At 71.0% G+C, this 19,784-nt stretch carries 14 protein-coding genes, 1 tRNA gene and 1 pseudogene; 3 read left to right on the top strand and 13 right to left on the bottom strand.

All coding sequences use genetic code 11. From position 1 onward, the window contains the following. Positions 1–109: 109 nt before the first annotated feature. Entirely contained in the window at positions 110–730 is a 621-nt protein-coding gene (locus OIE51_RS22510) for an ANTAR domain-containing response regulator (protein WP_326600746.1), read from the bottom strand. Positions 731–879: 149 nt separating this feature from the next. Between OIE51_RS22510 and OIE51_RS22505 the strand changes: the two genes are divergently transcribed. Next, positions 880–962: transfer RNA gene (locus OIE51_RS22505), tRNA-Leu, on the top strand. Between the two features lie 92 nt (positions 963–1,054). On the opposite strand, the gene pyk is transcribed toward OIE51_RS22505, so the two are convergent. Further along, positions 1,055–2,488 (bottom strand): pyruvate kinase, encoded by a 1,434-nt coding sequence (gene pyk / locus OIE51_RS22500; RefSeq protein ID WP_326599580.1) that lies wholly within the window; start codon positions 2,486–2,488, stop codon positions 1,055–1,057. A 164-nt stretch (positions 2,489–2,652) separates the two neighbouring features. On the opposite strand from pyk, the gene OIE51_RS22495 reads away from it, so the two are divergent. Next, positions 2,653–2,844, top strand: coding sequence for a hypothetical protein (locus tag OIE51_RS22495; RefSeq protein ID WP_326599579.1), 192 nt, complete (start codon positions 2,653–2,655; stop codon positions 2,842–2,844). On the opposite strand, the gene pepN is transcribed toward OIE51_RS22495, so the two are convergent. Both pepN and OIE51_RS22485 read right to left on the bottom strand, forming a co-directional pair. Further along, positions 2,834–5,386, bottom strand: a complete 2,553-nt coding sequence (gene pepN, locus OIE51_RS22490) for an aminopeptidase N (protein ID WP_326599578.1) — start codon at positions 5,384–5,386, stop codon at positions 2,834–2,836. The two genes, OIE51_RS22495 and pepN, sit on opposite strands and share 11 nt — an antisense overlap. A 59-nt stretch (positions 5,387–5,445) precedes the next feature. After that, positions 5,446–5,769, bottom strand: a complete 324-nt coding sequence (locus OIE51_RS22485) for a chorismate mutase (protein ID WP_326599577.1) — start codon at positions 5,767–5,769, stop codon at positions 5,446–5,448. 23 nt (positions 5,770–5,792) lie between these two features. Here OIE51_RS22485 and OIE51_RS22480 point away from each other — a divergent pair, with 23 nt between their 5' ends. After that, positions 5,793–6,170, top strand: coding sequence for a VOC family protein (locus OIE51_RS22480; RefSeq protein WP_326599576.1), 378 nt, complete (start codon positions 5,793–5,795; stop codon positions 6,168–6,170). Between the two features lie 36 nt (positions 6,171–6,206). Here the strand turns inward: OIE51_RS22480 and OIE51_RS22475 are convergent, their stop codons facing one another. The 9 genes and pseudogenes from OIE51_RS22475 to OIE51_RS22435 form a co-directional block, all read right to left on the bottom strand. After that, a complete protein-coding gene (locus tag OIE51_RS22475) occupies positions 6,207–6,374 on the bottom strand; it encodes a winged helix-turn-helix transcriptional regulator (RefSeq protein WP_326599575.1) in 168 nt (55 codons plus the stop codon). Positions 6,375–6,465: 91 nt separating this feature from the next. Beyond that, complete coding sequence (locus OIE51_RS22470; protein WP_326599574.1) at positions 6,466–7,290, bottom strand: carbohydrate ABC transporter permease; 825 nt, start codon at positions 7,288–7,290, stop codon at positions 6,466–6,468. Beyond that, complete coding sequence (locus tag OIE51_RS22465) at positions 7,287–8,231, bottom strand: carbohydrate ABC transporter permease (RefSeq protein WP_326599572.1); 945 nt, start codon at positions 8,229–8,231, stop codon at positions 7,287–7,289. The genes OIE51_RS22470 and OIE51_RS22465 overlap by 4 nt, the downstream gene beginning before the upstream one ends. Continuing rightward, positions 8,221–9,528, bottom strand: a complete 1,308-nt coding sequence (locus OIE51_RS22460; protein ID WP_326599571.1) for a sugar ABC transporter substrate-binding protein — start codon at positions 9,526–9,528, stop codon at positions 8,221–8,223. The genes OIE51_RS22465 and OIE51_RS22460 overlap by 11 nt, the downstream gene beginning before the upstream one ends. 257 nt (positions 9,529–9,785) lie before the next feature. Further along, on the bottom strand, positions 9,786–11,246 hold the full coding sequence (locus OIE51_RS22455) for a glutamate synthase subunit beta (RefSeq protein WP_326599570.1): 1,461 nt from the start codon (positions 11,244–11,246) through the stop codon (positions 9,786–9,788). Beyond that, on the bottom strand, positions 11,239–15,816 hold the full coding sequence (gene gltB / locus OIE51_RS22450) for a glutamate synthase large subunit (RefSeq protein WP_326599568.1): 4,578 nt from the start codon (positions 15,814–15,816) through the stop codon (positions 11,239–11,241). Before gltB ends, OIE51_RS22455 begins: the two co-directional genes overlap by 8 nt. A 345-nt stretch (positions 15,817–16,161) precedes the next feature. Beyond that, positions 16,162–16,860 carry a VIT1/CCC1 transporter family protein gene (locus OIE51_RS22445; RefSeq protein ID WP_326599567.1) on the bottom strand — a complete coding sequence of 233 codons (699 nt, stop codon included), beginning with the start codon at positions 16,858–16,860 and terminating at the stop codon, positions 16,162–16,164. Positions 16,861–17,899: 1,039 nt separating this feature from the next. Beyond that, positions 17,900–18,719, bottom strand: a pseudogene (gene lgt / locus OIE51_RS22440) (prolipoprotein diacylglyceryl transferase); the annotation flags it as partial. 250 nt (positions 18,720–18,969) lie between these two features. After that, complete coding sequence (locus OIE51_RS22435) at positions 18,970–19,716, bottom strand: DsbA family protein (protein ID WP_326599565.1); 747 nt, start codon at positions 19,714–19,716, stop codon at positions 18,970–18,972. Positions 19,717–19,784 lie beyond the last annotated feature (68 nt).

Genomic DNA, 19,784 nt, shown 5'->3' with positions numbered 1-19,784 from the left:
ACAAGAACCGCTCATCCCGGACCCCAGGTCTCCGCACAAGCAAAGCGCGCCCGGACACGTGTCCGGGCGCGCTCCGACGGGCGCGCGACTCCCGCACGCGCTTCCGCCGTTACTTCTGCTGCTGCTTCTGCCGCTTCTCCTCGGCGTCCTGGATCACGGCCTCCGCGACCTGGTGCATGGACAGGCGGCGGTCCATGGACGTCTTCTGGATCCAGCGGAAGGCGGCCGGCTCGGTGAGGCCGTACTGCGTTTGCAGGACGCTCTTGGCCCGGTCCACCAGCTTGCGGGTCTCCAGCCGCTGGGCGAGGTCCGCGACCTCCTGGGTGAGGGTCTTCAGCTCGTTGAAGCGGGAGACGGCGATCTCGATCGCGGGCACCACGTCGCTCTTGCTGAAGGGCTTCACCAGGTACGCCATGGCGCCCGCGTCCCTGGCGCGCTCGACCAGGTCGCGCTGCGAGAAGGCGGTCAGCATCAGGACGGGCGCGATGGACTCGCCGGCGATCTTCTCGGCGGCCGAAATGCCGTCCATGACGGGCATCTTCACATCGAGGATCACCAGGTCGGGGATCAGCTCGCGCGCGAGCTCGACGGCCCGCTGGCCGTCCCCGGCCTCCCCGACGACGGTGTACCCCTCCTCTTCGAGCATCTCCTTGAGGTCGAGCCGGATGAGGGCCTCGTCCTCGGCGATGACGACACGGGTGACGTTGGGCGGGACATGAGCGCTCTCCACCGCGCCGGAGGGTTCCGCCGGTGCGGTGGGCTCGTCGGGGACGTCGGGGGTGCTCACGATGCTCCTCTGTTTCTGCCAGGTAGGGGCATCCATGAGAGTACTAGTCACCGCCGCCGGGGAAGCCGCTAGACTGACCGGGCGCCGCCGGAGCCGGGTTGGTGGAACGGCATACACGGAGGTCTCAAACACCTCTGCCCGTGAGGGCTTGCGGGTTCGAATCCCGCACCCGGCACCCCTTTTCGCCCATCCGGGCGTTTTGCGCGGGCGGCGCCGCCCGCGGCACCGGATACGTGTGCATGACATGTGATGATGCCCACACGGACCTCAGCGGGGCGCGTCGTCCTCACCGACGTGGTGGACCCGGACCAGATTCGTCGTGCCGGGCGTGGAGGGCGGCGAGCCGGCCGTCATCACCACGATCTCGCCCCGCAGACAGCGGCCGAGGCCGAGCAGCTGCTCGTCCATCCGCGCCACCATCTCGTCCGTGGTCCGGACGGTCGGCGTCAGATGGCTCTCCACGCCCCAGGTCAGCGTGAGCTGGGCCTGCGTGGCCGGGTCGGGCGTGAAGGCCACCACCGGGATCGGCGACCGGTACCGCGAGAGGCGGCGGGCGGTGTCCCCGCTCTGTGTGAAGGCGACGAGCAGCCGGGCGCCGAGGAAGTCCCCGATCTCGGCGGCGGCGCGGGCGACCGCGCCGCCCTGGGTGCGGGGCTTGCCGCCCTCGGCCAGGGGCGAGAGGCCGCGCGCGAGGACCTCCTCCTCGGCCGCGACGACGATGCGGCTCATGGTCTGGACGGTCTGGATCGGATAGCGGCCGACGCTGGTCTCGCCCGAGAGCATCACGGCGTCCGTGCCGTCCAGGATGGCGTTGGCGACGTCGGACGCCTCGGCGCGGGTGGGCCGCGAGGAGTCGATCATCGAGTCCAGCATCTGGGTGGCGACGATGACCGGCTTCGCGTTGCGCTTGGCGAGCTGCACGGCGCGCTTCTGCACCATCGGCACGTCCTCCAGCGGGACTTCGACGCCGAGGTCGCCGCGGGCGACCATGATGCCGTCGAAGGCGTCCACGATGCTCTGGAGATTCGCCACGGCCTGGGGCTTCTCGACCTTGGCGATGACCGGCAGGAAGCGGCCCTCCTCGGCCATCACCCGGTGGACGTCCTTGATGTCGTCGCCGCTGCGCACGAAGGACAGCGCGATCACGTCCACCCCGGTGCGCAGCGCCCAGCGCAGGTCCTCGATGTCCTTGGTGGACAGGGCCGGGACGGAGACGGCGACGCCGGGGAGGTTGAGCCCCTTGTGGTCGGAGATCAGGCCGCCCTCGACCACGCGGGTGCGGATGTCGGAGCCCTCGACGGCCGTGACCTCCAGGGTCACCCGGCCGTCGTCGATGAGAACGCGCTCCCCCGGGGAGACGTCACCGGGCAGACCCGTGTAAGTGGTGCCGCAGCGGTTCTGGTCGCCGTCGATGTCGTCGGTGGTGATGACGAATTCGTCGCCGTTTTCGAGCAGGACCGGTCCTTCGCGGAACGTGCCGAGCCGGATCTTGGGCCCCTGCAGGTCCGCCAGAATTCCGATGCTCCGCCCCTTTTCCAGGGCGGCGCGGCGCACACGCCGGTACCGCGACTCGTGATCGGCGTGGCCGCCATGGCTCAGATTGAGCCGCGCCACATCCATACCCGCGTCCACCAGCGCGGCGATGCGCTCATATGAGTCGGTGGCGGGACCAAGTGTGCAAACGATTTTCGCTCGGCGCATACCGACAACTCTATGAGTTACCAGTCAGTAGAGAGATATCGGAAAGCAACCACCGGGAGGCCATCTTTTAACGAGACATCCACAACTCGAAAATGAGCGCGGCGCCGCTCTTTTGAGCTTTTTTGGTGGGTCCCTATAGGGGAGATAGGTGCCCCGCTCCCGACGTGGGAAACGCCACCGCCGCCGGCGGTTCGAACATGCCGCGGCCCAGCGCGGGCGGCCGGACCGGCCGGGACCGGACCGCCGAGCGGGGCGACGCCGCCGCCCGCGTCTCCTCCGCGGACTTCGCCATCGCCCCGCTCGACGAGGCCGACACGCCCCGCCGACCCGGGACGCATCTGGCCATCACCGGCTGAGCACGCTCAACGCCCGCCGCAAGTCGTCCAGTTGGTCTGCCAGGGCGCGGCGCAGGGCCGGGGTCGGGCCGTCCGGGCCCTCGGCGGCCAGGCACTCCTCACCGAGCCGGAGCGTCTCCGGCTCGGTGAAGCCCCTTGGGAACGCCCACCGGCCGCCGGCCACGGCCAGGGAGTGTCCCCGGCGGGCGGCCATGGCGGTGACGGCCGGGAAGTACCGCTCGACGTAGGGCGCGAGCACCTCGCGCTGCTCGGGGTGCCAGAAGCCTTCGGCGGTGGCGATGAACAGGTAGTTGGAGAGGCGGTCGGCCGGGTCGAACATGGCCTCCCAGGCCGCCTCCTTCGCCCCGGCGTCGGGGAGGGCGGCCCGGCACCGGGCGGCGCTCTCCTCGCCCGTGGCGGTGGGATCGCGCTCGGCCTCGGCCTGGATTTCCTCGGCGGTGGTGGCGCCGAGGACGGCGAGGCGGTGCAGGACGTGCCAGCGCAGCTCGGGGTCGAGGGCCGGACCGCCGGGCACCGTTCCGGCCTCCCACCAGGAGCGCGGCTCGTCGGGCGAGGTGGCGGAGCTGACGGCGGCGCGGGCGGCGATCAGGCGGCGGGCCGGGTCGGTGACGTCGGGGTCCAGCAGCCGGTGCGCGAGGCCGGCCAGGGTGGCGAGGGCGGCGGGGCGGCGTTCGGGGGCGAGGAAGAGGTCCGCGATCCGGCTCCGGGCGAAGGTCAGGACGCCCTGCGCGATGGCGGTGGACGGCTCGGCCGGGAGGTGGCGGGCGGCCGTGTCCAGAAAGGCGGCGGGGTCCAGCTCGCCGTCGCGCACCATGTCGCGGGCCGCGTTCCACACGACGGTGCGGGTGAGGGCGTCGGGGAGCGTGGACAGCGTGCGCTGGGCGGCGTCCCAGGAGGCGGGATCCAGGCGGACCTTGGCGTACGTGAGGTCCCCGTCGTTGAGGACGAGGAGGGCCGGGCGCGGTCCGGGGAAGTCGTGCTCGGTGACGGTCTCGGTGCCGGACAGCTCGATGTCGTGCCGTTCGCGGGGTATGGCCCGGTCGCCGCCGCCGTCGCCGCCGTCGCCGCCGCCGGCCGTCGTCTCGTAGGCGCCGCCGGCCGTCGTCTCGTAGGCGCCGAGCAGCAGCCGGTGCGGGCGGCCCCCGGTGTGGGCCAGGCGCAGCCGCCAGCCGTCGTCGGTGACGGAGACCTCGGGGATGAGGGTGTCCGGCCCGCTGGTGCGCAGCCAGGCGTCGGCCCACGCGGGGACCGGGCGGCCGGAGGCGCGGGCCATGGAGTCGATGAAGTCGGCCAGGGTGGCGTTGCCGAACCTGTGGCGCGAGAAGTGGTCGTTGATCCCGGCCAGGAAGTCGTCCTCGCCGAGCCAGGTGACGAGTTGGCGGAGCGCGGAGGCGCCCTTGGCGTAGGAGATGCCGTCGAAGTTGAGCCAGGCGGACGCGGTGTCGGGCACGGCGTCGGCGGCGGGCGCGACGGGGTGGGTGGAGGGGCGCTGGTCGGCCTCGTAGCCCCACGCCTTGCGGCTGAGGGCGAACTCGGTCCACGGCCGGTGACCGGTCGCCTCGGTGAGGACCTGGTAGCCCATGTACTCGGCGAAGGACTCGTTGAGCCAGATGTCGTCCCACCAGCGGAGGGTGACCAGGTCCCCGAACCACATGTGGGCCATCTCGTGCGCGATGACGACGCCGCGTGTCTCGCGCTCGGTGTCGGTGACGGCGGAGCGGTAGACGAAGTCGTCGCGGAAGGTGACCAGCCCGGGATTCTCCATGGCGCCCGCGTTGAACTCGGGGACGAACGCCTGGTCGTAGGAGTCGAACGGATAGGGCTCGTCGAAGATCTCGTGGTAACGGTCGAAGCAGCGGCGGGTGATGTCGAAGATCTCCTCGGCGTCCTTGTCGAGGTACTCGGCCAGCGAGCGCCGGACATGGATGCCGAACGGGAGGCCCGCGTGCTCGGTGGTCACCGAATGGTAGGGGCCGGCGGCGACGGCCATCAGGTACGTGCTGATCGGTGGGGTCGTCGCGCAGCGCCAGCGGCCCGGCTCGCCGGGGACGGGTGTCGCGACGCCGTTGGCGAGCACGGTCCACTCGGCGGGCGCGGTCACCGTGACGTCGAAGACCGCCTTGAGGTCGGGCTGATCGAAGGCGGCGAAGACCTGCGGCGCCTCGGACAGGCAGCACATGGAGTACAGATAGGTGAGCCCGTCGGCCGGGTCGGTGAAGCGGTGCACGCCCTCGCCGGTGCGGGAGTACGGCATGTCGGCGCTGACGCGCAGCTCGTGCTCGCCCGGGGCCAGCCCGGTCAGCGGGAGCCGACCGTCGGCGAGCGCCGACGGGTCGAGGTCGCGGCCGTCGAGCGTGACGCCGCGCAGCGTGACGGGCCGCGTCTCGACGAAGGTGTCGCCGCCCTGACGCGCGGTGAAGCGGATGACGGTGGTCGATGCGAACGTCTCGTCGCCGCGCGTGAAGTCGAGGTCGATCGCATAGCCCTGGACGTCGAGGAGACGGGCGCGGGCTTCCGCTTCGTGGCGTGTCAGAGGGGGCATGGGGGCCATGGTGCCGCAGTGCCCGGCGGTGCGCACGCGAGTTGTGCGCCGCGCCGCCGTCAGCCCTTCGCGCCCGTGCGGCCCGCCAGCGTCTCGTGGTGGCGGATCACCTCGGCGATGATGAAATTGAGCAGCTTCTCCGCGAAGGCGGGGTCGAGCCTCGCGCTCTCCGCGAGCTGCCGCAGCCGTGTGATCTGCCGGGCCTCGCGGGCGGGGTCGGCGGCCGGGAGGTCGTGCTCCGCCTTCAGACGGCCCACGCGCTGGGTGCACTTGAAGCGTTCGGCGAGCATGTGGACAACGGCGGCGTCGATGTTGTCGATGCTCTCCCTGAGCTGCGCCAGCTCCGCGCGCACGCCGTCGTCAAGGTCGTCGATGCGGGTCATAAGGGTCACCTTATGCTGCGGGAATGATCGCTACGCTCCAGTGCACGGTGGTGGACTGTCCGGATCCGGCCACACTCGGCCACTTCTACCGGGAGATCCTGGGAGGGGAGTTGGACGAGGGCGACCCGACGTGGGTGACCCTCACCTCGCCCCAGGGCTTCCGGCTCGCCTTCCAACGGGCCCCGGACCACAAGCCCCCGCGCTGGCCGGACCCGGAGCACCCGCAGCAGTTCCACCTCGACTTCGACGTGCCGGAGCGGGCCGACGTGGAACGGGCGCGGGAGCGGGTGATCGCGCTGGGCGCGACGTTCCTGCACGACAGCGGGGGCGAGGCCAGCGGCTTCCTGGTCTTCTCGGATCCGGCGGGGCATCCGTTCTGCCTGTGCTACGGGCAGATGTGAGGGGCCACACCCCGTCGTAGCCGTGGCGAGCCGCCGTCACCTGGTGGAGGGGGGCCGGGACCGCGCCACGAGCGAGGCGAAGACCGGGGACAGGCCGGGGCCCAGGTCGCTGATCCCGTACTCCGCGCGCGGCGGGACGCCGGAGTAGACGGTGCGCGCGACGAGTCCCGTCGCGCCGCCTCTTCCCATGCCGCCGAACGGCACCCACCGATGATCGTGGAACGACCGTCGCAGACGGGTGTGAACGTCGCACTTTCGGATCGCAAAGCATCTGTGCGGATCCGGGGCCGACGTGTCAGCGGATCGCGCCCGCCGCCAGGCCGCCCGCCAGGCGGCGCTGGACCAGGATGAAGAAGACCAGGACCGGCAGCGTGATCAGCGTCGAGCCGGCCATCACCGCGCCCCAGTCCGTGCTGTACTCGCCGAAGAAGCGGTGCAGGCCCACCGCCGCCGTGTACGTGCTGTCGTCCTGCATGAAGACGAAGGCGAAGACGAACTCGTTCCAGGCCACGATGAACGCGAAGATGCTGGTGGCGACCAGGCCGGGAGCCACCAGCGGCAGCAGGATCACGCGGAACATCCGCCACCAGCCGCAGCCGTCGAGATAGGCGGCCTCCTCGATCTCCCTGGGCACGGCCGCGACGAAGCCACGCAGCGTCCAGATCGCGAAGGGGAGCGAGAAGGCCAGGTAGACGATGGTCAGGCCGAGCAGGCTGTTGAGCAGCTCCAGGTTCCGCATCTGGAGGAAGAGCGGGATGACCAGCGCCTCCAGCGGCACCATCTGCACGACCAGGATCATCACCAGCATCTGCGTGCGCAGCCGGAACCGGAAACGGGCCACGGCCGTCGCCGCGAACAGCGCCAGCAGCCCCGACAGCAGGACCGTACCGACGCCGACCAGCGCCGAGTTGGCGAGATAGCGGCTGAACTCCCCGGTGTCCAGGACGTACCGGAAGTGGTCGAGCGTGAACCCGGAGGGCAGCACCTCCGAACCCCGGTGATCGGCCTCCGGATCGAAGGCGGAGGTCACCATCCAGTAGATGGGGAAGAGCGTGAACGCCAGCAGGGCCGCCACGGCGATCCCCAGCCCGATCCGCCCCGCCGTGGAAGTGCGGTTCACAGCTCCTCCCCCTCCCTCGACAGCACCTTGACGTAGACGACCGTGATGGCGAGCAGCAGGAGGGTGAGCAGGACGGCGATGGCCGAGCCCATGCCGTACTCGTTCCGGCTGAAGGACTGGACGTACGACCAGACGCCGAGGTTGAGGACGTCCGGGTTGGAGCCGGCGCCGCCGGGCATCAGGTAGACCTGCGCGAAGACCTTGAAGTCCCAGATGGTCGAGAGGATCGTGACCACCAGGAAGACCGGCCTGATCATCGGCGCCGTGATCCGCCAGAACCGCTGCCAGGCGTCGGCGCCGTCCATCAGGGCGGCCTCCGGCAGCTCCCTGGGGATGGTGAGCAGCGCCGCGTAGACGGTGATGGCGACGAACGGGAAGCCGTGGTGGACCACGTTCAGCGTCGCGATGGCGTAGAACGACCAGCGGTCGGTGAACCAGTTGGTCTCGCGCGGCTCGATCAGGCCCGCGCCGTCGAGGCCGCCGGAGACCACGCCGTCGAGCGGGTCGAAGATCCAGATCCACACGTAGGTGCCGGTCACGGCGGGCATGGCCCAGGCCATCATGATCACGCTGGAGCAGATGATCCGCCAGGTGCGGCCCAGGCGTTGCAGCAGCAGGGCGACCAACGTGCCCACGACGAGGGTGAGAACGACGCAGGCGCCGGCGAACAGGACGGTGTTGGGCAGGACCTTCGTCCACAGGAAGGAGTCGCCCAGAATCTCCCGGTAGTTGTCGAGACCTGTGTAATGGGTCTCGCCGGTGTTCATCTCCCGCAGCCCGTAGTCCTGGAAGGACAGCATCACCACCCGCGCCAGCGGCCAGAGCAGCAGCACCGCCAGCACGGCCAGGGCGGGGGCCAGCAGGAGCCAGGGGCGCAGGGCCCCGGCCCATGCCGCGCGGCGGGCGGCACGGGCCTTCGTCACCGCGGTGTCAGCCGCCAAAGGTCTCGTCCATGGCCGCCGCGGCCTCGTCGGCCGCCTCCCGCACGGACTGGTCGCCGGAGAGGATGGACTGGAGCATCCGCTGCACGATCTGCTCCCCCTGCACCTCGCCGTACAGCTCGGTCACCGGAAGGCTGGCGCCGGCCTCCAGCATCTGCTCCGCGAAGGGCGCGACCAGCGGGTCGTCCTCCGCCAGGACCTGTTCCAGCAGCGACTGCTGCCCGGGGAAGTACCCGGACTGGTCGGCCCACGCGGCGCCGAACTCGCCGGTGCTCATCATCGTGATGAGCTCCCAGGCGAGTTCGGGCTCGTCACTGTTGAACTCGCCGAGCAGGGAGCCGCCGACGAACGAGGGGCTGTAGCCGCTCTCCCGGCCGGGGATCGGCACGATGCCCACCCGGTCGGCCCAGGCCGGGTCGTCGGCGAGCAGGGTGTTCACCGTCCAGTTGCCGTTGATGACCATCGCGGCGTCACCGTTCTGAAAGCTTTCCAACTGGTCAGTTTCCAGCCATGTTTCGGCCGCGGCGACCGACAGGTCGTCCTCGGTGGCGAGCGAGGTGTAGAACTCGATGCCCTCGACGGCCTCCGGCGAATTGATCGTCGAGCGCCACTCGCCGTCCCCGGTCCGCTCGGCCAGCTCGCCGCCGGCGCCCCAGACGAACGGGTCCACGCCGTACTCACTGCCGCCGATGACCGGGAACGGGATCATGTCCGGCTCCAGCTCCCTCAGCCGCAGCCCCACCTCGCGTAACTCGTCCCAAATGGTGGGCGGTTGGAGGTTGTGCTCGGCGAAGACATCCGCGCGGTACATCAGGGAACGAACCCCGGCGTACCACGGCATGCCGTAGACCGCCCCGTCGACCGTGCCCGCCTCGTACAGGCCCGGCACCAGGTCGTCGCCGAGGCCGTCGGCCTCGATGTTCGCCGCGAGGTCGGTCAGCGCGCCCGCCGCGCCGAACTCCGGTGCCCAGGTGGTGCCGATCTCCGCGACGTCCGGCAGCTCGCCGCCGGCGATGGCGGTGGTGAACCGGTCGTGGGCGTCGGCCCACTGGATGAACTGCACGTCGAGACGGGCACCCGTCCGCTCGGTGAACGCCGCCTCCAACTCCTCGATGTACGGCCCGGCGTCGGGGTTGGTGCCCTCCATGATCCAGACTTCGAGGCTGGCGCTGTCGCCGCTGTCCCCGTCGTCGCCACAAGCCGTCAGCGCGCCGAGGGAGAGCACGGCCGCGCCAGCGATCAGCCGCCGCGTCCGCGCGTGGGGGAACCGTCTCCTGGAGGTGGGGGATTGCCGCATGACCAGTCCCGTCTGTGAGGTCCGCAGATGATCGAGCCGGCTGAGCGTCGATTGTGACAGCGCGGACTTCGCACGGACCAGATCGTCACATCACGGAACGGCACCGTTTGTGGGCTGGACCATTGGCGGCACAGAGCGGGTGCGAACGCGAACGCGACGCCTGCCCCCGGTCGGAGATGGGGACGGGCGCCGCGTTCACGGGTGTCCGCACGACGCTGTGCGGACGGTCTGGTGGAACCGGGCGGCGAGGGCCCGGATCAGACCGCGAGCGCGCGGTCGGTCGGCCGGACCGGGTACGGCAGGGTGCTCTGACCGGTCAGGTAACGGTCCACGCCGCGCGCCGCCGCGCGGCCCTCCGCGATGGCCCAGACGATGAGCGACTGGCCACGCCCCGCGTCGCCGGCCACGAAGACGCCGTCCACGTTGGTGGCGTACTCGGCGTCGCGCGCGATGTTGCCGCGCTCGTCCAGCGCCAGGCCGAACTGCTCGACCAGGCCGTTCTCGCGGTCGGTGCCGGTGAAGCCCATGGCCAGCGTGACCAGCTGGGCCGGGACGCGCCGCTCGGTGCCCGGCTTCTGGGTCAGCTTGCCGTCCACGAACTCGACCTCGACCAGGTGCAGCCACTGCACGTTGCCGTCCTCGTCGCCCTCGAAGTGGGTGGTGGAGACGGAGTAGACCCGCTCGCCGCCCTCCTCGTGGGCCGAGGTGACCTTGTACGTCATGGGGAACATCGGCCAGGGCTGGTGGCCCGGCCGGTCCTCGCCGGGCCGGGGCATGATCTCCAGCTGCGTGACCGAGGCCGCGCCCTGCCGGTGCGCGGTGCCCACGCAGTCGGCGCCGGTGTCGCCGCCGCCGATGACGACCACGTGCTTGCCCTCGGCGGAGACGGGCGAGGTGATGAAGTCGCCCTCCTGCACCTTGTTGGCCAGCGGCAGGAACTCCATCGCCTGGTAGACGCCGGTCAGTTCACGGCCGGGCACGGGCAGGTCGCGCGCGGTGGTGGCACCGGCGGCGATCACCACCGCGTCGTACCGCTTGCGCAGCTTCGCCGCGTCGGTGTCCCGGCCGACCTCCACGCCGGTGCGGAACTTGGTGCCCTCCGCGCGCATCTGCTCGATGCGGCGGTTGACGTGCCGCTTCTCCATCTTGAACTCAGGGATGCCGTACCGCAGCAGCCCGCCGATCCGGTCGGCCCGCTCGTACACCGCGACCGTGTGACCGGCCCGGGTGAGCTGCTGGGCGGCGGCCAGCCCGGCCGGACCCGAGCCGATGACGGCCACCGTCTTGCCGGACAGGCGCTCCGGCGGCTGCGGGGTGACCGAACCGGCCTCCCACGCCTTGTCGATGATCGTGACCTCGACGTTCTTGATGGTCACCGCGGGCTGGTTGATGCCCAGCACACAGGCCGACTCGCACGGCGCCGGGCACAACCGCCCGGTGAACTCCGGGAAGTTGTTCGTGGCGTGCAGCCGCTCGCTGGCCGCCTGCCAGTCGCCCCGGTAGGCGAAGTCGTTCCACTCGGGGATCAGGTTCCCCAGCGGACAGCCGTTGTGACAGAACGGGATGCCGCAGTCCATACAGCGCCCGGCCTGCTTGCTGATGATCGGCAGCAGCGAGCCGGGAACGTACACCTCGTTCCAGTCCCTGACCCGCTCGCCGACGGGGCGGCTCCTGGCGCCCTCGCGCTGAGTGGTGAGAAAGCCCTTCGGATCAGCCATGGGTCGCCGCCTCCATCATCTTCTCGTGGGTCTCGGACTCGGAGAGTCCCGCCCGCTCGGCGGCATCCTTGGCGGCGAGCACGGCCTTGTACGTGGCGGGCATGATCTTGCTGAAGCGGCCGAGGGCCGTGTCCCACTCCTTCAGCAGCTTCGCGGCGACGGTGGAGCCCGTCTCCTCGGCGTGCCGGCGGACCACCTCGTGCAGCCACTCGCGGTCGGCCGCGTCCAGCTCCTCTATCCGGACGAACTCGGTGTTGACGTTCGCCGGGTCGAGGTCGACGACGAACGCGACGCCGCCGGACATGCCGGCCGCGAAGTTGCGCCCGGTCGTGCCCAGGACGACGGCCCGGCCGCCGGTCATGTACTCACAGCCGTGGTCGCCGACGCCCTCGGAGATCACGGTCGCGCCGGAGTTCCGCACGCAGAACCGCTCGCCGACCCGGCCGCGCAGGAAGATCTCGCCACTGGTCGCGCCATAGGCGATGGTGTTGCCCGCGATGGTCGAGAACTCCGGCAGGTGGTCGGCGTCCCGGTCCGGCCGGACGATCAGCCGGCCGCCCGACAGGCCCTTGCCGACGTAGTCGTTGGCGTCGCCCTCCAGCCGCAGCGTGACGCCGCGCGGCACGAACGCGCCGAACGACTGCCCCGCCGAGCCGGTGAAGGTGATGTCGATCGTGTCGTCCGGCAGTCCGGCGCCGCCGAACTTCTTGGTCACCTCGTGGCCGAGCATGGTGCCGACCGTGCGGTTGATGTTGCGGACGGCGATCTGGGCGCGGACCGGCTGAGCGTCCTCCGCGCGGGCGGCGGACAGCGCGTCGGCCGACAGCCGGATCAGCTCGTTGTCCAGCGCCTTGGCCAGACCGTGGTCCTGCTCGGTGGTCCGGTGCCGGGGGGCGTCCTCGGACAGCTCAGGCACGTAGAACAGCGGCGCCAGGTCCAGGCCCCGCGCCTTCCAGTGGTCCACGGCCCGCGTGACATCCAGCAGCTCGGCGCGGCCGACGGCCTCCTCCAGCGTGCGGAAGCCCAGCTCGGCCAGCAGCTCGCGGACCTCCTCCGCGATGAACTGGAAGAAGTTCACCACGAACTCGGGCTTGCCGGTGAAACGTTCACGCAGCACCGGGTTCTGGGTGGCGATGCCGACCGGACAGGTGTCCAGGTGACACACCCGCATCAGGACGCAGCCCGACACGACCAGCGGCGCGGTCGCGAAGCCGAACTCCTCGGCGCCGAGCAGTGCCGCGATGACCACGTCGCGCCCGGTCTTGAGCTGGCCGTCGGTCTGCACGACGATCCGGTCGCGCAGCCCGTTGAGCAGCAGCGTCTGCTGCGTCTCGGCGAGGCCCAGCTCCCAGGGACCGCCCGCGTGCTTCAGCGAGGTCAGCGGCGAGGCGCCCGTTCCGCCGTCGTGCCCGGAGATCAGCACCACGTCGGCGTGCGCCTTGGAGACGCCGGCGGCGACGGTGCCCACGCCGACCTCGGAGACCAGCTTCACGTGGACGCGGGCCGACGGGTTGGCGTTCTTCAGATCGTGGATGAGCTGGGCCAGGTCCTCGATCGAGTAGATGTCGTGGTGCGGGGGCGGGGAGATGAGGCCGACGCCGGGCGTCGAGTGCCGGGTCTTCGCCACCCACGGGTACACCTTGTGCCCCGGGAGCTGGCCGCCCTCGCCGGGCTTGGCGCCCTGGGCCATCTTGATCTGGATGTCGTCGGCGTTCACCAGATACTCGCTGGTCACGCCGAAGCGGCCGGAGGCGACCTGCTTGATCGCGCTGCGCCGGCGCGGGTCGTTGAGGCGGTCGGAGTCCTCGCCGCCCTCACCCGTGTTCGACTTGGCCCCGATCCGGTTCATGGCGATGGCCAGCGTCTCGTGCGCCTCCTGCGAGATGGAGCCATAGCTCATCGCGCCGGTCGAGAACCGCTTGACGATCTCGCTGACCGGCTCGACCTCGTCCAGCGGCACGGGCGGGCGCTCGCCGTCCTTCAGCTGGAACAGGCCGCGCAGCGTCATCAGCCGCTCCGACTGCTCGTTCACCCGCCGCGTGTACTGGCGGAAGATGTCGTACCGGCGCTCGCGCGTCGAGTGCTGGAGCCGGAAGACGGTGTCCGGGTCGAACAGGTGCGGCTCGCCCTCGCGCCGCCACTGGTACTCGCCGCCGATCTCCAGGTCCCGATGGGCCGGGGTGACGCCGGTGACCGGGTACGCCTTGGCGTGCCGGGCCGCGACCTCCGTGGCGACGACGTCCAGGCCGACGCCACCGATCTTGGTCGTGGTGCCGTGGAAGTAGGTGTCGACGAACGACTCGTCCAGGCCGACGGCCTCGAAGACCTGCGCGCCCCGGTAGGAGGCGACGGTCGAGATGCCCATCTTGGACATCACCTTCAGCACGCCCTTGCCCAGCGCCTTGATCAGGTTGCGCATGGCCGTCTCGGCGTCGATGCCGGGCAGGAAGGTGCCGCGCGTGACCAGGTCCTCCACGGACTCTATGGCCAGGTACGGGTTGACGGCGGCGGCGCCGTAGCCGATCAGCAGCGCGACGTGGTGCACCTCGCGCACGTCACCGGCCTCGATCAGCAGCCCGACCTGGGTCCGCTGCTTGGTGCGGATCAGGTGGTGGTGGACCGCCGAGGTCAGCAGCAGGGACGGGATGGGCGCGTGCTCGGCGTCCGAGTGCCGGTCGGAGAGCACGATCAGGCGGGCGCCGTCCGCGATGGCGGCGTCGGCCTCCGCGCAGATCGCGGTGAGCCGGTCGGCCAGGGCCAGCGCGCCGCCCGTGACCCGGTAGAGACCGGAGAGGGTGACGGCGGCGAAGCCGGGCAGGTCGCCGTCGGCGTTGATGTGGATGAGCTTGGCCAGCTCGTCGTTGTCCAGGACCGGGAACGGCAGGGACACGCTGCGACAGGAGGCCGCGGTGGGCTCCAGCAGGTTCCCCTGGGGGCCGAGCGAGGACAGCAGGGAGGTGACCAGCTCTTCCCTGATGGCGTCCAGCGGCGGGTTCGTGACCTGCGCGAAGAGCTGCGTGAAGTAGTCGAAGATCAGCCGTGGCCGGTCGGAGAGCGCGGCGATGGGCGTGTCGGTGCCCATCGAGCCGATCGGCTCGGCGCCGTTCTGCGCCATCGGGGCGAGGAGGATGCGCAGCTCCTCCTCGGTGTAGCCGAAGGTCTGCTGGCGGCGGGTGACCGAGGCGTGGGTGTGCGTGACGTGCTCGCGCTCGGGCAGGTCGGCCAGCTCGATCAGGCCGGCTTCCAGCCACTCCGCGTACGGGTGCTCGGCGGCCAGCCGGTCCTTGATCTCGGCGTCCTCGATGATGCGGTGCTCGGCCGTGTCCACCAGGAACATCCGGCCCGGCTGGAGACGGCCCTTGCGCACGACGCGCGACGGCTCGATGTCCAGGACGCCGACCTCGGAGGAGAGCACGACGAGACCGTCGTCGGTGACCCAGTACCGGCCGGGGCGCAGACCGTTGCGGTCGAGCACCGCGCCGACCTGGACACCGTCGGTGAAGGTGACGCAGGCGGGACCGTCCCAGGGCTCCATGATCGTGGAGTGGAACTGGTAGAACGCGCGCCGGGCCGGGTCCATCGACTCGTGGTTCTCCCACGCCTCGGGGACCATCATCAGCACGGCGTGCGGCAGCGGACGGCCGCCGAGGTGCAGCAGCTCCAGCACCTCGTCGAAGGTGGCGGAGTCGGACGCCTCGGGCGTACAGATCGGGAACAGCCGCTCCATGGCCGCGGCGTCGCCGTCCTGCTGACCGACTGGGGCGAACAGGTCGCTGGCGAGCTGCGACTCGCGGGCGCGCATCCAGTTGCGGTTGCCCTGGACGGTGTTGATCTCGCCGTTGTGGGCGACGAAACGGTACGGGTGGGCCAGCGGCCAGCTCGGGAAGGTGTTCGTGGAGAACCGCGAGTGGACGAGGGCGATCGCCGTGGCCATGCGCCGGTCGGACAGATCCGGGAAGAACGGCTCCAGCTGCCCGGTGGTGAGCATGCCCTTGTAGACGACGGTGCGGGAAGAGAGGGACGGAAAGTAGATCCCGGCCTCGCGCTCGGCGCGCTTGCGCAGCACGAAGACGACGCGGTCCAGCTCGAGACCGGTCTTCTCGCCACGGGCGTCGGCGACGAAGAGCTGACGGAAGCACGGCATCGTCTCGCGGGCGGCGGCACCGAGCAGCTCGGGCGTGACCGGCACATCGCGCCAGCCCAGGACGGTCAGCCCCTCCGCCGCGGCGATGGCGTCGACCGCGGCGACGGCCGCGGCGGCCTCGTCGGCGGCGGTGGGCAGGAAGGCGAGGCCGACGGCGTAGGCGCCGGCGGCGGGGAGGTCGAAGGCGACGCTCGCGCGGAGGAAGGCGTCGGGCACCTGCATGAGGATGCCCGCGCCGTCCCCGGTGTCCGGGTCCGCGCCGGTGGCGCCCCGGTGTTCGAGGTTCCGGAGCACGGTGAGCGCCTGGTCGACCAGCTCGCGGCTGGCTTCTCCGGTGAGAGTCGCGACAAAACCGACACCACAAGCGTCGTGCTCATGGCGCGGGTCGTACATCCCCTGCTTTACCGGGTGGGACGCAGAACGCATCGGCTCTCCCGTCGTCGTCTTGGTGGTGTGCTGTCCGAGGGACGACGCTGGCCCTGGTGCGTTAAATTTTCGTGCAGGTTACACGATGACCCGGATCCCGGGAAGCGGATACCACTGTCCGCGATGCGGACTTTGGGGTGCCCTGGGCCCGCGAGACCGTGCCGGAGATGGCGGATATGCCCGCCCATACCTCTGGACCCGGCGCGGGCGCCGATGCTCGCGGGCCAGAGGGCACATCCCCCGGGTTCAATCAAATGAAACCCACAGGAAACAAAGCTCGTGTGGAAGTGATAGCGCCCGGGTTGCCCCTCGTATTCCCAGGCCGGGACAGCGCTATGCGGTGTCTCAGCCGAGCGCGGTACCGAAGACGGAACCGATGACGTAGGTCACACCCGCCGCCGCGGCCCCGAGCACGAGCTGCCGGAGGCCGCTGAACCACCACGGCCTGGCCGTGACGCGCGCCACCACCGCGCCGCAGCCGAAGAGCCCGAGCAGCGCCAGCACGGCGGCGGGCCACAGGTCGGAGGCCCCGAGGAGATAGGGCAGGAGGGGCAGGACGGCCCCGATGGCGAACGAACCGAAGGAGGAGACGGCGGCCACGGTGGGCGACGGCAGATCGCCGGGGTCGACACCCAGCTCCTCGCGGGTGTGAATCTCCAGTGCCTGCTCCGGGTCGGCGGAGAGCTGCCGCGCGACCTCGCGAGCGAGGGCCGGCTCGACGCCGCGCCCGACGTAGACGTCGGTGAGCTCGGCCAACTCGTCGTCGGGATGCCGCCGCAGCTCACGGCGCTCGATGTCGATCTCGGCGAGGACCAGCTCGCGCTGGGAGGCGACGGAGGTGTACTCACCGGCCGCCATGGAGAACGCCCCGGCGGCGAGCCCGGCCATCCCGGCGACCGCGATGGTATGCGAGGACGCGGAGCTGCCGGCGACACCGCTGATCAGGCCGAGGTTGGAGACGAGCCCATCCATCGCACCGAACACGGCGGGCCGCAGCCAGCCTCCGTTGACGTCCCGATGACTGTGATGCGCCTCTGCGGTCATGGCGGTGCGGGCCCTTCTCTCCGAGCGTCTATCGATCGTTGAACGCTCGCCAGAGTGGCACCCATTCCGCCCGGCTGCTAGCAAGGCAGGCCGTACTAACCCCGCTGACCTGCGGCTTTCGCCTTGCGCCGACCCCAGAAGCCCTTGGGCGCGGGGGCGGCGACCACGGCTCCCGCCGGATCCGCCTCGGCGGCCTGGGCCGTGTCGGCGTCAGCCGCCTCGGGATCGACGGCAACGCCCTCCGCCGTGTTCCCGGGCGCCACGTCGGTCTCCGCGGCGTCAGCGCCGGCCGAGGCGGCCTCCGCCGCACCCGCGTCAGCCACCACCGGGACAGCGGCATCACCACCGGTCACCACGGGATCGACCGCAACGCCCTCCGCCACATCCACGACCGCGTCCGCGTCCACCGTCCCAAGATCAGCGCCCACAGCCTCCGCCGTCTCCGCGACCCCGGAAACGTTCGCGGGCGCCACCTCACCCTCCGCGGCGTCAGCGCCGACCGAGGCGGCCTCCGCCGCACCCGCGTCAGCCACCACCGGGACAGCGGCATCACCACCGGCCACCACGGAATCGACCGCAACGCCCTCCGCCACATCCACGACCGCGTCCGCGTCCACCGTCCCAAGATCAGCGCCCACAGCCTCCGCCGTCTCCGCGACCCCGGAAACGTTCGCGGGCGCCACCTCACCCTCCGCGGCGTCAGCGCCGACCGAGGCGGCCTCCGCCGCACCCGCGTCAGCCACCACCGTCTCAAGATCGGCGCCCACAGCCTCCGCCGCATCCGGGTCAGCATGCGTGGCAGCCGCCTCGGCGTCGGCGGCATCGGCGGAGGCCGCACCCGCCTCCGTGTCGGTGTTCGCGTCAGTGGGGGTGGGCACGCCGTCGCCGTCGCCCGCCGCGGCTACGGCCGCCGCCGGGCCGGCGTCGGCCACCGCCGTTTCGGTGCTCGCCAGGGCCGCGTGGGAGCTCTTGGACTCCGCGTCGGTGGCGTTGTCGCCGTCACTCTTCTCCGCCGCCGCCGGGGCGGAGGAGCCATCGCCCTCGTCGGCCGGGGCCGGTTCCACCGACTCCTCGCGGCCGGGGCGGCGCTTCGCGGAGATCACCAGGTAGAGCACGGCGCCGACGAAGACGACCAGCGCCGTCCAGTCATTCAGCCGGAGCCCGAAGAACTCGTGCGCCTCGTCGATCCGCAGGTACTCGATCCACGCGCGGCCGACCGTGTAGGCCGCGACATACAGCGCGAACGCCCGGCCGTGTCCCAGCCGGAACCTCCGGTCGGCCCACAGCACCAGCAGACCGACGCCCAGGCACCACAGCGACTCGTACAGAAAGGTCGGGTGGAAGGTGCCGTTGTGGAGGCCGTTGTCGATCTCCACGGCCCAGGGCAGATCGGTGGACTTGCCGTAGAGCTCCTGGTTGAACCAGTTCCCCCAGCGCCCGATCGCCTGCGCGAACGCGATGCCCGGCGCGACCGCGTCCGCCATCGGCGGAAGCGCGATGCCCCGCCGTCGGCACGCGATCCACGCGCCCAGCGCGCCGCCCGCGACCGCGCCCCAGATGCCGATACCGCCGTCCCAGATCTTGAACGAGTCGACCCAGTCGCGGCCCTCGCCGAAATAGAGCTGGTAGTCGGTGACCACGTGGTAGACGCGCGCGCCGACCAGCCCGAACGGCACGGCCCACACGGCGATGTCGGCGACGGTCCCCGGCTGCCCGCCGCGCCGCACCCAGCGACGGCCGCCGAGCCAGATGGCGAGGAAGACACCGATGATGATGCACAGCGCGTAGCCGCGCAGCGGGAGCGGTCCGAGCTGGATCTCGCTCTCGCTGGGACTGGGGATTGAGGCAAGGATCTCCATGGTGTGCCCGACGCTACCGTGCCCGGCTCGTACGATCGAATCCAAGGCCCGGGTTCCTTCGCTGTGTCACGGCCACTGTCACGGCCACGGCCACGGCCACGGCGTCAGACGCGGGAGACGCAGCCGCACTCGCCGCTACCGAGGTCCTCGCCGCGGTCGTGACGAGAAGGACCGGACGGGGTGGTGGCGCGATCGAACTGTGCCTTGCCCCGCCTGTCCGGCCCTCGTGGGGCGCCTTCGGGGGACGGTGTCAGCCCTCCTCGCTCACGATCTCGTTGACCCGTTCCCGCAGGCGGTCGGGGGTGAGGGGGTCGGCGGTGTCGCCGTAGACATCGTCGCCGTTCAGGAGGACGGTCGGGGTCGCGTTGAAGTCCGAGTCCAGGAAGCCCGCGTTGGAGTTGTCCACCCACTCGTCGTGGTCGCCCTCCTGCACGCAGGCGCGGAACGACTCGGTGTCGAGACCCTCCACCTCGCCGGCCAGGTCGATCAGGCGGGACTTGTCGGCGAAGGCGTCGTCCCTCTCGGCGGGCTGGTTCTCGTAGAGGACGTCGTGGTAGTCGGGGAACTCGCCCTCGTCGTCGGCGCAGACGGCGGCGTTGGCGGCGTTCTGGGAGCCGTTACCGCCCATGTTGCCGTCGATGATCGTCACCAGGTGGTAGTCCACGCGGAGCTTTCCGGCGTCCGTCAGCTCGTGGATCGTGTCCCGGAACGTCGTCTCGAACTGACCGCAGGCCGGACAGCGGAAGTCCTCGTAGACGGCGAGCGTGGCCGGCGCATCCTTGTCCCCGACCGAGATGGGGTCGACCGCCGGTCCCTCCGTCGTCTCGCCGCCGTTCGCCGCGAAGACGCCCACCACGCCCGCGACCGCCAGGGCCGCGACGGCGGCGGCCGCGACCTTGGCGACGCGCTTCCTCCGCTCGGCCGCCTTCTCCCGATCCCGCTCCTCGCGCAGCCGTTCGCGGGCGCTGCGCTTCCCTTCACGATTCCGTTCGCTCACGTCCTGAGCCAACGAACCGGACCCGGTCAGGACACGCCCGGCCGGTGGATCTGACGAAGCGGTGACAT

The organism is Streptomyces sp. NBC_01803, from assembly GCF_035917415.1.
Taxonomy (GTDB): Bacteria; Actinomycetota; Actinomycetes; order Streptomycetales; family Streptomycetaceae; genus Streptomyces.
The sequence above is the reverse complement of the archived record's forward strand: the minus strand, read 5'-3'. Positions and strand labels throughout refer to the sequence as shown.